The organism is Streptomyces coerulescens, assembly GCF_042657965.1.
Classification (GTDB): Bacteria; Actinomycetota; Actinomycetes; order Streptomycetales; family Streptomycetaceae; genus Streptomyces; species Streptomyces coerulescens.
Window position 1 is genome coordinate 292,988 of sequence record NZ_JBHSKM010000011.1, and the last position, 14,926, is coordinate 307,913.

The following is a 14,926-nucleotide window of genomic DNA, read 5'->3' on the forward strand; positions in this document are numbered from 1 at the left end:
GACAACTACGAAAGCCGCACCTCTGCGCTGCACGGGCGGAGAAGCGAACAAGGAGATGCAGTGAGCGTCACGGCAGCTAAAGGGTTCCGGGCTGCGGGTATCGCCGCCGGAATCAAGGAGAACGGCAATCCGGACCTGGCCCTCGTGGTCAACGACGGTCCGCGCCGCGCCGCCGCGGGCGTCTTCACCTCCAACCGCGTCAAGGCCGCCCCGGTCCTGTGGTCCGAGCAGGTCCTCAAGAGCGGCCAGATCTCGGCCGTCGTCCTGAACTCCGGCGGCGCCAACGCCTGCACCGGCCCGAAGGGTTTCCAGGACACCCACGCCACCGCCGAGAAGGTGGGAGAGGTGCTCGGGCGCGGTGCCATCGAGGTGGCCGTCTGCTCGACGGGTCTGATCGGCGTCCTGCTCCCGATGGACAAGCTGCTGCCCGGCGTCGAGACCGCGGCCGCTTCCCTGAGCGAGCACGGCGGCGAGAAGGCCGCCATCGCCATCAAGACCACCGACACGGTCCACAAGACGTCCGTCGTCACCTGGGGGTCCCCCCGGACGGAGTCTGGGGGAGGGTGGACCGTCGGCGGCATGGCCAAGGGCGCGGGCATGCTCGCCCCCGGCCTCGCCACCATGCTGGTCGTGCTGACCACGGACGCGGTCGTCGACAGCGACGTACTGGACAAGGCGCTGCGGGCCGCCACGCGCACGACCTTCGACCGCGTCGACTCCGACGGCTGCATGTCCACCAACGACACCGTGCTGCTGCTCGCCTCGGGTTCCTCCGAGGTCACCCCGGAGTACACGGAGTTCGCGGAGGCCGTACGGGCCGTCTGCGACGACCTCGGTCAGCAGCTGATCCGGGACGCCGAGGGCGCCAGCAAGGACATCAAGGTCGAGGTGATCAACGCCGCCTCCGAGGACGACGCCGTCGAGGTGGGCCGCTCCATCGCCCGCAACAACCTCCTCAAGTGCGCCATCCACGGCGAGGACCCCAACTGGGGCCGGGTGCTCTCCGCGATCGGCACGACACAGGCCGCCTTCGAGCCGGAGCAGCTCAACGTCGCCATCAACGGCGTCTGGGTCTGCAAGAACGGCGGCGTCGGCGAGGACCGCGAGAAGGTCGACATGCGCTACCGCGAGGTGCACATCGTTGCCGACCTCGCCGCGGGCTCCGAGACCGCCACCATCTGGACCAACGACCTGACCGCCGACTACGTCCACGAGAACAGCGCCTACTCGTCATGAGCAACGCACCCGCGCGCAAGCACACCGCGCTCCCCAAGGCCCAGATCCTCATCGAGGCGCTGCCCTGGCTGGTCCGGCACAACGGCAAGACCGTCGTCATCAAGTTCGGCGGCAACGCCATGGTCGACGAGGAGCTGAAGGCCGCGTTCGCGCAGGACGTGGTGTTCCTGCACCACGCCGGCCTCAAGCCCGTCGTGGTGCACGGCGGCGGCCCGCAGATCAGCGCCGCCCTCGACAAGCACGGCATCGTCAGCGAGTTCAAGGCCGGCCTGCGCGTCACCACCGAGGACGCCATGGACGTCGTACGGATGGTGCTGGCCGGACAGGTGCAGCGCGAGCTGGTCGGCCTGCTCAACCAGCACGGCCCGCTGGCCGTCGGTCTGACCGGCGAGGACGCGCACACCATCACCGCCACCCGGCACCAGCCCGAGATCGACGGCGAGCTCATCGACATCGGCCGGGTCGGCGAGATCACCGACATCGACACGGGTGCGATCGAGGCCCTGCTGGCCGACGGCCGGATCCCGGTCGTCTCGTCGATCGCCCGGAGCCAGGACGACGGACATGTCTACAACGTCAATGCTGATACGGCGGCTGCGGCACTCGCTGCCGCGCTGGGCGCCGAGACGCTCATGGTCCTCACGGACGTCGAGGGCCTCTACGAGGACTGGCCCAACAGCGACGAGGTGATCAGCCGCCTCACCGCTTCCCAACTGGAGAAGCTGCTGCCGGAGTTGAGCTCCGGAATGGTGCCGAAGATGGAGGGCTGTCTGCACGCCGTCCGGGGCGGCGTGACCACCGCCCGTGTCATCGACGGCCGGGTCCAGCACTCCATCCTGCTGGAGATCTTCACCGACGAGGGAATCGGCACGATGGTCGTGCCGGACGGGCCGGAGGGGGACGCGGAATGACCGTCAATCAGGAGTACGCCCAGCGGTGGCAGGGCTCGCTGATGAACAACTACGGCACCCCGCGCCTGCCTCTCGTGCGCGGCGAGGGCCTCAAGGTCTGGGACGCCGACGGCAAGCAGTACTTCGACTGGGTCGGCGGCATCGCGACCAACGCGCTGGGCCACGCCCACCCGGCGATCGTCGAGGCGGTGAGCAGGCAGATCGCGTCCCTCGGCCACATCTCCAACTTCTTCATGGCCGAGCCGACCGTCGCCCTCGCCGAACGTCTCCTCCAGCTGTTCGGCCGGGACGGCAAGGTCTTCTTCTGCAACTCCGGTGCCGAGGCCAACGAGGCCGCCTTCAAGCTCGGCCGGCTCACCGGGCGTACCCACATGGTCGCCACCGACGGCGGTTTCCACGGCCGCACCATGGGCGCCCTCGCGCTCACCGGCCAGCCCGCCAAGCAGGACCCGTTCCTGCCGCTGCCGGGCGATGTCACCCATGTGCCCTACGGCGACGCGCAGGCACTGGCCGCGGCGGTCAACGAGGAGACGGCCCTGGTGATCATCGAGCCGATCCAGGGCGAGAACGGCGTCGTGGTCCCGCCGGCCGGCTACCTCAAGGCGGCCCGGGCGATCACCGCTTCCACCGGTGCACTGCTGGTCCTGGACGAGGTGCAGACCGGTGTCGGCCGTACCGGGCACTGGTTCGCCTACCAGGCCAACGAGGGCGTCCTGCCGGACGTCGTCACCCTCGCCAAGCAGCTCGGCGGCGGGTTGCCGCTGGGAGCGACGGTCGCGTTCGGCCGGGCGGCGGAGCTGCTGCAGCCCGGTCACCACGGGACGACGTTCGGGGGGAACCCGGTCGCGTGCGCCGCGGGTCTGGCCGTGCTGGACACCATCGCGAACGACGGGTTGCTGGAGAACGTCAAGCGGCAGAGCGAGAAGTTGCGCGACGGAATCGACGCTCTCGATCACCGGTTGATCGGTTATGTCCGGGGTGGGGGCCTGCTCCTGGGTATCGTGCTCACCGAGCCGCTCGCCGCGCGTGTGCAGCAGGTGGCTCAGGACGCCGGATTCCTGGTGAACGCGCCCGCCCCCGATGTCGTACGGCTCATGCCGCCGCTGAACCTCGGGGACGACGAAGTCGAGGCGCTTCTCCAGGCCCTTCCCGGCATCCTGGACGGGGCCGACAGGGCCGACGGGGACGCATGATCCGGAGAATGGGACGACGATGAGTCAGGCGCAGGACCACGAGCACAACGGGGTCGCGGGGCCTGCCGTGCCGCAGACCCGCACCGCGCGCCACCGCCGGATCGTGGACATCCTCAACCGGATGCCGGTGCGGTCGCAGAGTCAGCTGGCGAAGCTGCTCGCCGACGACGGGCTGAGCGTCACCCAGGCGACGCTCTCCCGGGACCTGGACGAGCTGAACGCGGTGAAGATCCGCAACAACGACGGTGACCTCATCTACGCGGTGCCGAGCGAGGGGGGTTTCCGGACCCCTCGGGCGCCGCTGGGGGAGTCGGCGAAGGAAGAGCGGATGCGGCGGCTGTCGCAGGAGCTGCTGATCTCTGCGGAGGCTTCGGCGAATCTCGTGGTCCTGCGGACCCCTCCGGGGGCCGCGCAGTTCCTGGCCTCGGCCATCGATCAGGCCGAGCTGCACGACATTCTGGGGACGATCGCCGGCGACGACACGTTGCTGCTGATCAGCCGGAACCCCACGGGGGGTCAGGCTCTCGCCGACCATTTGCTGCGGTTGGCTCAGAACGGGCACTGAGGGGGCGGCGGGTGCGCTGCCGACTGCGGGTGCGTTGTGGCTGATCGCGCAGTTCCCCGCGCCCCCGGGTGGGACCGGTCACCCGAGTCGAGCCGCCAGGCCCCCCGTGCACCGCACCTCGTCGCCCGCCGTGATCAGCAGGGCCTCCACGTCCGTTAGGGATTCCAGCCAGGTCAGGCCCTCCCGCGAACCCATCGCGAACGCCGCCGTCGCCCAGCAGTCCGCCCAGGTGAGGTGCGGGGCCACCACGGTCACCGCCACCAGGTCCGTCACCGCCGAGCGGCCCGTGCGGGGGTCGACGATGTGGGTGCCGCGTTCCGCCGTGCCGGAGGTGGCCACCGCCAGTTCGGTGAGGCCGGCGGCGGAGATCACCGCGGCCAGGCCACCCGGACGCAGCGGGTCGGACACGCCCACCCGCCACGGCCGCTGCGGCCCCGGCACGCCCAGCAGCTGCACATCGCCGCCGCCGTTGACGCTCACACCGGTCACGCCCGGGACGTCCGCGAGCGCGCGCGCCGCACGTTCGACCGACCAGCCCTTGACGATGCCGGTCGGGTCGAAGCGGCCCTCGTAGGTCGTGCTGAACCAGCCCCCGCTGAGCCGCTCCGCCTCGGCACCCAGGCCGAGGACCTCGGTCACCTCCGGGTCGCACTCGTCGATGGTCAGCTCCCCGCGGGCCAGCCGGGAGATCTGGCTGTCGTCGCGGTACGTGCTGAACACCTCGTCGACCCGGTGCAGCCCCGCGACCGCCTCTTCCAGCGCCGACCGCACGGCACCGGAATCCCCGCCGCGGACATCGAAGGAGAAGACCGTCCCCATGACCTCCTCCGCCCGACGTACCGCGGCGGGAGCTTGTGTCGGTTCCACCACCGTGTCAGCCACCGGCCTGATCCAGAGCCGACTGCAGGGACTCCTTGTAACCGGCGCTCGTGTACGTGGCCCCGGAGACCGCGTCGATGTCGGCACTGCCGGCCGCCACGGCCGCCTGGTTGAGCTTCGGTACGGCGTTTGCGGTGACCTGGTCGCTCTGCCCGCCCTTGGGCGCCTGCACCGTCTCGGCCTTGGTGATCTTCCCGCCGCTGACGGTGATACGGACCTGAACCGGGCCGTACTGGGTCTGGGCCACACCGCCGGTGACGGTACGGGCCTGAGCGGCGCCGGAGCCCTGCGAACCCGAGCCCTGTGAAGAGCCGCCGCTCGCCTTCGCCTTGTCGATCGCCGACTGGAGGGACTTCTTGTAACCGGCGCTCGTGTACGTCGCCCCGGACACCGCGTCGATGTCGGCGCTCTGCGCGGTGACCGCCGCCTGGTTGAGCTTGGGCACGGCGTTCGCGGTGACCTGGTCGCTCTGCCCGCCCTTGGGCGCCTGGACGGCCGCCGCCTGGGTGATCTTGCCGTTGCTCACGGTCAGCCGGACCTGCACGGCGCCGTACTGGGTCTGCGCCGCGTCCCCGGTGACCGTGCCGGACCCGGCCGCCTGGGCGCCGCCCTGGGCCGAGGCCGCCGGCGGTGCGCCGACGCCCGCCGCCTGCGCGGAACCCGGGTCGGACGCCGGCTTCAGCGACAGCAGCAGCACGATGCCGGACACGGTGGCCGCGCCGGCCAGCACCACACGCCGGATGGGGTGACTCTTCCTCATGGCTTCTACAGCTCCTGGAGGTCTTGAAGGCCCGAAGTCTTGAAGTCCCGTCGCTCACATCTCGAACGACTCGTGATGGATGCGGCGGGCAGGTACACCCGCGTCGCGCAGTGCTTCGTAGACGGACTGTGCGAAGCCGGCCGGCCCGCACATGAACACGTCGTGTTTGTCGATGTCGGGGAGTTTCTGCTGCAGCCGCTCCGCCGAGATGTCGGGCCGCTCGCCGTCGGGGCTGTTGACCGCGTACATCAGCCGGGCGCCGCGCTCGTCGGCGATCTTCGCCAGCTCGTCCCACAGCGCCAGGTCCTGGGTGCTGTTGGCCCGGTACAGCAGGGTGATGTCACCGGACGCGCCCGGCAGCGTCTCGAACAGGGCCCGCATCGGCGTGATGCCGACGCCGCCCGCCACCAGCAGCACCTTGCCCCGGCTGCGGCGCTGCGCGGTCATGGCGCCGTACGGGCCCTCGGCCCACACCTTGGTGCCGGGCTTCAGATCGCGCAGCCGGGACGTGTGGTCGCCGATCGCCTTGACCGTGATCCGCAGCATGTCGGGGCGGGGCGCCGCCGACAGGGAGTACGGGTGCGAACTGAACCGCATGCCCGGCGCCTTGAACCGCCAGCGGAAGAACTGCCCCGCCTCCGCGCCCATCCGGTGCAGCTTGCGACCCCCGATCAGCACCGACACGATGCCCGGCGTCTCCTCGATGACCGCCTCGACATACATCCGGTGCCGCAGGTTCAGCCGGATCGGGGTGATGACCCGGTACCAGAGCACCGCCGCGGTGACGGCGCCGTACAGCCCGTACCAGAACGTCTTCGCGGTGGGCTCGACGGCGAACTCGTTGCCGGTGGTGATCTGGTGCCAGAACGTCAGGAACACCGCGGCGTACGTCAGCAGGTGCACGTGGTACCAGGTGTCGTACGGGATCCGGCGGCGGATGCCCCCGATCGAGATGAACGCGATGAAGAACAGCAGACCGGTGCCGATGGCCGCCTTGCCCATGTCCGGCAGGGTGTTGACCGAGTCGATCGTCTGCTGGACGATGCCGCCGAGCGTCTTGCCGGCCTGGAGCGCATAGCCCCACATGATCAGGAAGACATGGGCGATGACCAGGCAGACCGTGTACCGGCCGCTCATCGCGTGCCAGCGCGCGACCCGGTCCGAGCCCACCCGCCGCTCCAGCGCGGGCACCCGCGCCATCTGGAGCACCACGAGGGCCATCAGATAGCCGGCGAGCAGACCGGTGATCCGGCCCGCGGCGATGATCTTTGCGGTGTTGTCCGCGAGGGACGGCGTGTTGTCCCACCACAGCCACAGCACCGCGGCGGCGCCCGCCCATAGGGCGATCACCAGCGGAACGGCCGGGGAGCGGCGCGGTCGGATGCGGCGCATCGTCTGGCGTCGGGCGGCACGGCCGCCCGCGATCGTGGTGGTCACGGTTCCTCCGGGGACGGGAGCAAGGGGGGTGGCGTGGTCCCTTGGCCCAGAGATACGTGCGGGGAGGTCCGTGTGTTCAGTGGTGGCTGTTCGCTGCCGGGGTCAGTACCGGGTGATCGCCGTGGCGCCGCTCGCCGTGCCGATCGCGATGTGCGGTCTGCGCTTCGGCTCGGCCCACTTGAGGATCCTGCGCATCGCGCCCCGTGACACCGACACACAACCGGCCGTCGCCCCGCGCCCCTTCACATGGAGGAAGATGCCGGCGCCGCGCCCCCTCACGGGACGCTCGTAATTGAAGCCGATGACGAGCGCGTGCGCGTACTGCGCCCCGTAGGAGATCAGGTGCTCGGACTCGGCGGCCCGGCAGTCACGGGCGCGTGGCTCGCTCCACCGGTTGTAGGCACGGGAGTCGTTGTCCTGGCACCACCAGGAGTTGTTGTGCACGCGGCGGTACTTGTACGTCGTTCCGCGCGGCGCCTTGTCGATACCGAAGGCGTACGGCAGCCCGTACAGCCCCGTCGGCGTCGTGTTCGTGCCCTGCCTGCGATTCGTCCCCCGGACGAGCCCTTTCGCCCCGAACCGGGCAGACGCCGATCCGGCCTTCACCCAGCGCCCGTCGACCCGGTTCCACCAAGTGACGGTCCCTGCCGTCGACCCGGCCCTGGGCGCGACGGCGGTGATCAGCTGGGTGCCGCCGCCGGTGTCGGCCATGCGCGCGGGCAGCGGCCGCGGCGGCCCCTCACCCGGCGCGGCACCGAGCAAGAGAAGGGACGCGGAAGCGAGGGCGACGACACCGGGGCGCATGGCTCAGAAGCTAGGGGGAGGCAGCGGCGACGGCACGCCGGGTGGGCCATCCGGGCTGGTGGCGCCGTACACCTGTCGGCACGTCCGTGGCCGCCCCGGCCGGCGTACAGCGGGGCGGCCACAGCGCCTGTCACGTCACTTGGTGAGCGTGCAGGCAGCCAGGGAGTTCAGGCCCTGCGGCTTCGCCGCCGTACGGCCGATGGAGATGGCGATGCGGTCGATCGCGGCCACGCGCTTGTCCTTCAGGGGGCCGAGGATGGCGTTCTGGACGAAGTTCGGCCCGCCTTGGCCGACGGTGTCGACCAGCCTCTTGTCGGCTTCCTGGATCTGGGTGTCGAGCAGTGCGAGGTTGCGGTCGACCTCGGCCTTCGCGGTGGCGGGGACCGCCGGGAGCTTGGACCTCACGTCCGGGCAGGAGATGGTGCCGACGGCCCCGGCGTTGCCCGAACTGCCCGCGTTCCCACCGTTCCCGGTGTTCCCGGTGTTGCCGCCGGCCTGCTGGGTGGGCGTCGCCTTCGGGGTCGCCGCGGTCGCGTTCCCGCCGGCGTTGAGCGTGCAGGGCGCCAGCGCGTCCAGTCCCTGCGGTCTGGCGGCCGTACGGCCGATGGCCGTCGCGATGCGGTTGACCGTCGCCACGCGCTTGTCCTTCAGGGGGCCGAGGATGGCGTTCTGGACGAAGTTCGGCCCGCCTTGGCCGACGGTGTCGACCAGCCTCTTGTCGGCTTCCTGGATCTGGGTGTCGAGCAGTGCGAGGTTGCGGTCGACCTCGGCCTTCGCGGTGGCGGGGACCGCCGGGAGCTTCGACCTCACGTCCGGGCACGAGACGGTGCCGGGTCCGGCGAGCGTGCGGGCGGCGGTGCCACTCTTCCCGGACGTCTCCCCGGCGAGGGCGAAGCCGGCGATCACCGTGCCGGACAGCGCCAACGCGGCGGCGCCGCCGATGAACGTGACGCGACGCTTGTTGTACTTCGGAAGAGCCCTGGACATACGGATGCCTCACTCGGGTTCGAGGGTGTCGTCGTGTACGAACGCGGCGCCTGCGTCCGGCGAGAAGTACGGGTAAGCGGTTTCTGGCGTTCAACGAGCGCACCGAAACTTCCGCCGCCCCCAGCTCGGATTGACGAATCATGCAGCACTCTGCATACTCATGCATGTCAATGCGGGTGAGCGTAATGACTGCGCACTAGCCTGACGACCGCCTCCCCGTTTCACGCCACGGGGAGGCGGTGCCACACCCAGACCTCCCGAGGAGCGCAGCGAGTGAGCAGCAACAGCGGTGACGTACGGCTCTGGGGCGGCCGTTTCGCCGACGGTCCCGCCGAGGCCCTGGCCAAGCTGTCCGCGTCCGTCCACTTCGACTGGCGCCTCGCGCCCTACGACATCGCCGGTTCCCGGGCCCACGCGCGCGTGCTGCACAAGGCGGACCTGCTGACCCAGGACGAGATGACCCGGATGATCGCGGGCCTCGACCAGCTCGAAGCGGACGTGGCCTCGGGTGAGTTCGTCGGCACGATCGCCGACGAGGACGTCCACACCGCCCTGGAGCGGGGACTGCTGGAGCGCCTCGGCCCGGACCTGGGCGGCAAGCTGCGCGCGGGCCGTTCCCGCAACGACCAGGTCGCGACCCTCTTCCGGATGTACCTGCGGGACCACGCCCGCATCATCGGCGGCCTGATCGCCGGCCTCCAGGACGCGCTCATCGGCCTCGCCGAGGCCCACCCGGACGTGGCCATGCCCGGCCGCACCCACCTCCAGCACGCTCAGCCGGTGCTCTTCGCCCATCACGTCCTGGCGCACGTCCAGTCGCTGTCCCGGGACGCCGAGCGGCTGCGCCAGTGGGACGAGCGCACGGCCGTCTCGCCGTACGGCTCGGGTGCCCTCGCCGGCTCCTCCCTCGGTCTGGACCCGGAGGCGGTGGCGAAGGACCTCGGCTTCGAGCACGGCTCGGCCGCCAACTCGATCGACGGCACGGCCTCCCGTGACTTCGTCGCCGAGTTCGCCTTCATCACCGCGATGATCGGCGTGAACCTCTCCCGGATCGCCGAGGAGGTCATCATCTGGAACACGAAGGAGTTCTCCTTCGTGACCCTGCACGACGCGTTCTCGACGGGCTCGTCGATCATGCCGCAGAAGAAGAACCCGGACATCGCGGAGCTGGCGCGCGGCAAGTCCGGCCGCCTGATCGGCAACCTGACGGGCCTCATGGCCACGCTGAAGGCCCTCCCGCTGGCCTACAACCGCGACCTCCAGGAGGACAAGGAGCCCGTCTTCGACTCCTGCGACCAGCTGGAGGTTCTACTCCCCGCCTTCACCGGCATGATGGCCACCCTCACCGTCAACCGCGAGCGCATGGAGGAACTGGCCCCGGCCGGCTTCTCCCTCGCCACCGACATCGCCGAGTGGCTGGTCAAGCAGGGCGTCCCGTTCCGTGTCGCCCACGAGGTCGCCGGCGAGTGCGTGAAGGTCGCCGAGGGGGAGGGCAAGGAGCTGGACGAGCTGACGGACGAACAGTTCGCGAAGATCTCGGCGCACTTGACTCCGGAGGTACGGACGGTCCTCAACGTCCCGGGCGCCCTGGCCTCCAGGAACGGCAGGGGTGGCACGGCCCCGAGCGCGGTGGCCATCCAACTGGCCGAGGTGAAGCAGAACGTGGCAGCCCAACATCGCTGGGCGAATCGCGCCTGAGGGGCGCGGGGAACTGCGCGAGCAACCCCCACAGGCCGAAAGCCGCCGAACCACCGCACAACCCGACCCCTGAGGCGAAGGTCATCGCGGGTTACGTTATGGGGAAGCCGTACGGAGCCGACCCAACGGAGCCCGCGATGCCCTTCACCCGACTGGCAACAGCAACGACCCCCACCTGCCACATCGGCCTGGGTCTAGCCGCCGTCGGCCGGCCGGGTTACATCAACCTGGGTCGAGAACACGACCTCGGAGAGAACCGCAGCGTCGAAACGCTGCGCACCCGCACCCACGAACTCCTCAACGCCGCCTACGCCCAAGGCGTCCGCTACTTCGACGTCGCCCGTTCCTACGGCCGCTCCGAGGAGTTCCTCGCGGACTGGCTCAGCAAGAACCCCGGCATCGACGACGTGGTCATCGGCAGCAAATGGGGCTATACCTACACCGCCGACTGGACCACCGACGCCGAGAAACACGAGGTCAAGGACCACAGCCTCGCGACGTACGAGCGGCAACGCGCCGAATCCGACGCCCTCCTCGGCGACCGTCTCGACCTCTACCAGATCCACTCGGTGACCCCGGACAGCCCCGCCCTCACCGACAAGGACCTCCACGCGAGGCTCGCCGAAGCAGCGGCCGCCGGCCTCACCGTCGGCTTCTCCACCAGCGGCCCGGCCCAAGCGGCAGCGATCCGCGCCGCCCTCGCGGTGACCGTCGACGGCGAGCCCCTCTTCCGTACCGTCCAGTCGACGTACAACGCCCTGGAGACCTCCGCCGCCCCTGCCCTGGCCGAGGCCCATGACGCCGGACTCACCGTGATCGTCAAGGAGGGCATGGCCAACGGACGCCTCGCGGACCCGTACGCGCCGGACGCGCTCAAGGCCGTCGCCGAGGAGACACAGCTCGGCTGCGACGCCGTCGCCCTCGCCCTGATCCTGCGTCAGCCCTGGGCCGGCGTGGTCCTCTCCGGCGCCGCGACGACCGTACAGCTCGCATCCAATCTGCACGCCGCCGCCGTGGACCTCGACGAGGCCCAGCTGGAGCGGCTCGCCGCGCTGGTGGAGGAGCCGGGCGCGTACTGGGAGCGACGCGGACAGCTGCCCTGGCACTGACGTAGACCCCGTTGATCAGCGGTTATGAGTCACACATGCCCAAGGTGAGACATTCATGTCTCACATGCGCTACTCTTGTCTCATGGCCGTCGATCGTGATCATGTGCTGCGCACCGCCGCAGCCCTGCTGACCCGCAAAGCCACCGCGACCATGGACGAGGTCGCCAAGGCCGCCGGGATCAGCCGCGCCACCCTGCACCGGCACTTCGCCGGACGCGACGCGCTGGTGCGGGCGCTGGAGTCGCTCGGCATCGCCGAGTGCGAGGCCGCGCTGGACGCCGCCCACCTCGACGAAGGCGCGGCGCGGGACGCCGTGCACCGGCTGGTCCGCGAGATCGAGCCCTCGGCCGGACTGCTCGCCTTCCTCTACACGGAGAACCAGCTGTTCGAGGGCGAGGAGCAGAACGCGGGCTGGGCACGCATCGACGAGCGTGTCGCCGCGCTGTTCCGGCGCGGCCAGCAGAGCGGCGAGTTCCGCATCGACCTCAGCGCGGTCTGGCTCACCGAGGCGCTCTACGGACTGCTCGGCTCGGGAGCCTGGGCGGTCGCCGAGGGCCGGGTCGCCCGCAACGACTTCACGCACATGATCGTCGAGCTGCTGCTCGGCGGCGCACTGCGTCACCCCGCACAACCGAGAGAGGAATCATGACCAGCACCGTGCAGACGGCGAACCCCACCGAGGCGGTGACGAAGCGCCCCGGCCGCTGGCTGGCGCTGTCCGTCCTCGTGCTCGCCGTGCTGCTGGTGGCCGTCGACGCGACCGTCCTCGGCCTGGCGACCCCCTACATCAGCGAGGACCTGAAGCCCTCCGGCACCCAGCTCCTGTGGATAGGCGACGTCTACTCCTTCGTGATCGCGGGTCTGCTCGTCTCGATGGGCAGCCTCGGCGACCGAATAGGACGCAAGAGGATCCTGCTCGTCGGAGCCACGGCGTTCGGCGCGATATCGGTCCTGAACGCCTACGCGACGACCCCGGAGATGATGATCGTCGCCCGGGCCCTGCTCGGTGTCGCGGGCGCGACCCTGATGCCGGCCACCCTCGCCCTGATCCGCAACCTCTTCCACGACCCGCGCGAGCGCAGCCTCGCCATCGGCATCTGGGGCGCGACCGCGTCCGCCGGTACCGCCGTCGGCCCGATCGCCGGTGGCTTCCTGCTCGAACACTTCTGGTGGGGCTCGGTCTTCCTGATCAACCTGCCGGTGATGGTGGTCCTGGTCCTCGTCGGCATCAAGCTGCTGCCCGAGTCCCGCAACCCGAGCCCGGGCCCCTGGGACATGATCAGCGTCGCCCTGTCGCTGGTCGGCATGATCGCCGTCGTGTACGCCGTCAAGGAGGCGGCCTCGCACGGCTTCACGTGGGTCACGCTCGCCGCGGGCCTGCTGGGCGCGGCCGCGCTGTACGGCTTCGTACGCCGCCAGCTCACCCTGCCCGCCCCGCTGCTGGACATGCGGCTGTTCCGCAGCCGTGGCTTCAGCGGCGCGGTCCTGGCCGACCTGCTGACCATCCTCGGCCTGTCCGGCCTGGTCTTCTTCCTCTCCCAGTTCCTGCAACTCGTGCAGGGCAGGGGCCCGTTGGAGGCGGGCCTCGCCGAACTGCCCGCCGCGGTCGGCGCGGTCGTGGCCGGTCTGATCGCCGGCCGCGTGGCCCGCCGCTTCTCGGTACGGGCCGTGGTCTCCGGCGGCCTCGCGGCGATCGGCCTCGCGCTCGCCGTCCTGACCGTGATCGACCGCTCGACCGGTTACCCCCTGCTCGGCGCGGCCCTCCTGGTCGTCGGCGTCGGCGCGGGCTTCTCCTTCACGGTGACCTCCGACGTGATCCTCTCCTCCGTACCGAAGGAGCAGGCGGGCGCGGCGTCCGCGGTGTCGGAGACGGCGTACGAGCTGGGCGCGGCACTCGGGATCGCGGTGCTCGGCTCGATCGTGACGGGCGTGTACCGGGACTTCACCGGCCCGGCGGGCACTCCGGCCGGCGCGCACGAGTCGCTCGGCGGCGCGGTGGAGGCGGCGGCGGGGATGCCGGGGCAGACGGCGGGGCCGATGCTGGATGCGGCGCGTCAGTCCTTCGTGGACGGATTGGCGTTGGCGTCCGGTGCCGGTGCGGTGGTCCTGCTGGCAGCCGCAGTGGCAGCATGGTTCATGCTTCGGGGCCAACGGCTGGACAGCCGACCTTAAAGGGGCGCGGGGCTGTATCGATTTGCGGCTCCGCCGCGTGGGCGGAGCAACCACCCACTACCCGCAGCCGCCGTCGCACAGAAACCACCCCCACCGCTGGCTTTAATCCCCTTTTCGCCCCCACCTGATGCCCTTGGGGGCATGACCCCCGCACCCCCCGACGGCAATCACCTCGAAGAGGCCCTCTTCGAAGTCAAGCGAGTCATAGTCGGCCAGGACCGCATGGTGGAACGCATGTTCACCGCGGTCCTGGCCAGAGGCCACTGCCTCCTGGAGGGCGTGCCGGGCGTCGCCAAGACGCTCGCCGCGAAGACCCTCGCGAAGGTCGCCGGCGGCCGCTTCGCCCGGTTGCAGTTCACCCCGGACCTCGTCCCCTCCGACATCACCGGTACCCGGATCTACCGCCCCTCCCAGGAGGCGTTCGACATCGAGCCGGGCCCGGTGATCGCCAACGTCGTTCTCGCCGACGAGATCAACCGCGCCCCCGCCAAGGTGCAGTCCGCGCTCCTGGAGGTGATGGGCGAGCACCAGGTCTCCATCGGCGGTACGACCCTCGCCGTGCCGGAGCCCTTCCTGGTCCTGGCCACCCAGAACCCGATCGAGTCCGAGGGCGTCTACCGGCTCCCCGAGGCCCAGCGCGACCGCTTCCTGCTCAAGGTGGAGGTGCCCGCCCCCACCGAACTGGAGGAACTCGCCATCCTCTACCGGATGAGCGTCGACCCGCCAAGACCGCGCCGCATCCTCACCCCCGAGCGGCTCGTCGCCCTCCAACGCCGCGCGGACGAGGTGTTCGTGCACCACGCCGTCGCCCAGTACGCCGTACGACTGGTCCTGGCGACCCGCGAACTCGCCGGGCCGGAGAGCAGGCTGGCGCACGGTGCCGGGCCCCGCGCGACCCTCGGCCTGGTCGCCGCCGCCCGCGCGCTCGCCCTGCTGCGCGGCCGTGGCTATGTACTCCCCGGCGACGTGAGCGACCTGGCGCACGAAGTCATCGCACACCGGCTGGTGCTGTCCTTCGACGCCCTCGCCGACGGCATCGCCCCCGGCGAGATCGTCGACGAGGTGCTGGCCTCGGTCGAACGGCCCAGGATCAGCCCGCGCCAGGCCGCCGAGGAGGCCGCTGCCTAATGCTGTTGTCAAGCCACGAGACGAAGAGGTGGCCGGGCTTCGTAGGG

The 14,926-nt window shown here is 70.5% G+C and carries 14 protein-coding genes; 9 read left to right on the forward strand and 5 right to left on the reverse strand.

Going from position 1 to position 14,926, the window contains the following annotated elements:
• The first annotated feature begins 60 nt into the window (after positions 1-60).
• Genes argJ through ACFPQ9_RS19470 form a run of 4 tightly spaced genes read left to right on the forward strand, consistent with a single transcriptional unit; the run spans position 61 to position 3,905 of the window.
• Complete coding sequence (gene argJ / locus ACFPQ9_RS19455; protein ID WP_380854441.1) at positions 61-1,236, forward strand: bifunctional glutamate N-acetyltransferase/amino-acid acetyltransferase ArgJ; 1,176 nt, start codon at positions 61-63, stop codon at positions 1,234-1,236.
• On the forward strand, positions 1,233-2,147 hold the full coding sequence (gene argB, locus ACFPQ9_RS19460; RefSeq protein WP_380854443.1) for an acetylglutamate kinase: 915 nt from the start codon (positions 1,233-1,235) through the stop codon (positions 2,145-2,147). The genes argJ and argB overlap by 4 nt, the downstream gene beginning before the upstream one ends.
• Positions 2,144-3,340: an acetylornithine transaminase gene (locus ACFPQ9_RS19465; protein ID WP_380854445.1), complete on the forward strand. Its 1,197-nt coding sequence runs from the start codon at positions 2,144-2,146 to the stop codon at positions 3,338-3,340. The genes argB and ACFPQ9_RS19465 overlap by 4 nt, the downstream gene beginning before the upstream one ends.
• Before the next feature lie 19 nt (positions 3,341-3,359).
• Complete coding sequence (locus ACFPQ9_RS19470) at positions 3,360-3,905, forward strand: arginine repressor (RefSeq protein ID WP_030959635.1); 546 nt, start codon at positions 3,360-3,362, stop codon at positions 3,903-3,905.
• A gap of 78 nt (positions 3,906-3,983) precedes the next feature.
• On the opposite strand, the gene ACFPQ9_RS19475 is transcribed toward ACFPQ9_RS19470, so the two are convergent.
• The 5 genes from ACFPQ9_RS19475 to ACFPQ9_RS19495 all read right to left on the reverse strand — a co-directional run bounded on the left by ACFPQ9_RS19475 (position 3,984) and on the right by ACFPQ9_RS19495 (position 8,772).
• A complete protein-coding gene (locus ACFPQ9_RS19475) occupies positions 3,984-4,724 on the reverse strand; it encodes an FAD:protein FMN transferase (RefSeq protein ID WP_380854447.1) in 741 nt (246 codons plus the stop codon).
• A 55-nt stretch (positions 4,725-4,779) separates the two neighbouring features.
• Positions 4,780-5,544, reverse strand: coding sequence for an FMN-binding protein (locus ACFPQ9_RS19480; RefSeq protein ID WP_380854449.1), 765 nt, complete (start codon positions 5,542-5,544; stop codon positions 4,780-4,782).
• Between the two features lie 54 nt (positions 5,545-5,598).
• On the reverse strand, positions 5,599-6,981 hold the full coding sequence (locus ACFPQ9_RS19485; RefSeq protein WP_380854451.1) for a ferredoxin reductase family protein: 1,383 nt from the start codon (positions 6,979-6,981) through the stop codon (positions 5,599-5,601).
• Positions 6,982-7,083: 102 nt separating this feature from the next.
• Positions 7,084-7,785 (reverse strand): L,D-transpeptidase family protein, encoded by a 702-nt coding sequence (locus tag ACFPQ9_RS19490; RefSeq protein ID WP_380854453.1) that lies wholly within the window; start codon positions 7,783-7,785, stop codon positions 7,084-7,086.
• 135 nt (positions 7,786-7,920) lie between these two features.
• On the reverse strand, positions 7,921-8,772 hold the full coding sequence (locus ACFPQ9_RS19495) for a hypothetical protein (RefSeq protein ID WP_380854455.1): 852 nt from the start codon (positions 8,770-8,772) through the stop codon (positions 7,921-7,923).
• A gap of 273 nt (positions 8,773-9,045) precedes the next feature.
• Between ACFPQ9_RS19495 and argH the strand changes: the two genes are divergently transcribed.
• The 5 genes from argH (at position 9,046) to ACFPQ9_RS19520 (ending at position 14,879) form a co-directional block, all read left to right on the forward strand.
• Positions 9,046-10,470, forward strand: a complete 1,425-nt coding sequence (gene argH / locus ACFPQ9_RS19500) for an argininosuccinate lyase (RefSeq protein ID WP_380854457.1) — start codon at positions 9,046-9,048, stop codon at positions 10,468-10,470.
• A 137-nt stretch (positions 10,471-10,607) separates the two neighbouring features.
• A complete protein-coding gene (locus tag ACFPQ9_RS19505) occupies positions 10,608-11,579 on the forward strand; it encodes an aldo/keto reductase (protein WP_380854459.1) in 972 nt (323 codons plus the stop codon).
• Between the two features lie 82 nt (positions 11,580-11,661).
• Entirely contained in the window at positions 11,662-12,228 is a 567-nt protein-coding gene (locus tag ACFPQ9_RS19510) for a TetR/AcrR family transcriptional regulator (protein WP_380854461.1), read from the forward strand.
• The gene (locus ACFPQ9_RS19515; protein WP_380854463.1) at positions 12,225-13,751 is read left to right on the forward strand and encodes an MFS transporter; all 1,527 of its coding nucleotides are present in this window, start codon (positions 12,225-12,227) and stop codon (positions 13,749-13,751) included. The genes ACFPQ9_RS19510 and ACFPQ9_RS19515 overlap by 4 nt, the downstream gene beginning before the upstream one ends.
• 141 nt (positions 13,752-13,892) lie before the next feature.
• A complete protein-coding gene (locus tag ACFPQ9_RS19520; RefSeq protein WP_380854465.1) occupies positions 13,893-14,879 on the forward strand; it encodes an AAA family ATPase in 987 nt (328 codons plus the stop codon).
• Positions 14,880-14,926 lie beyond the last annotated feature (47 nt).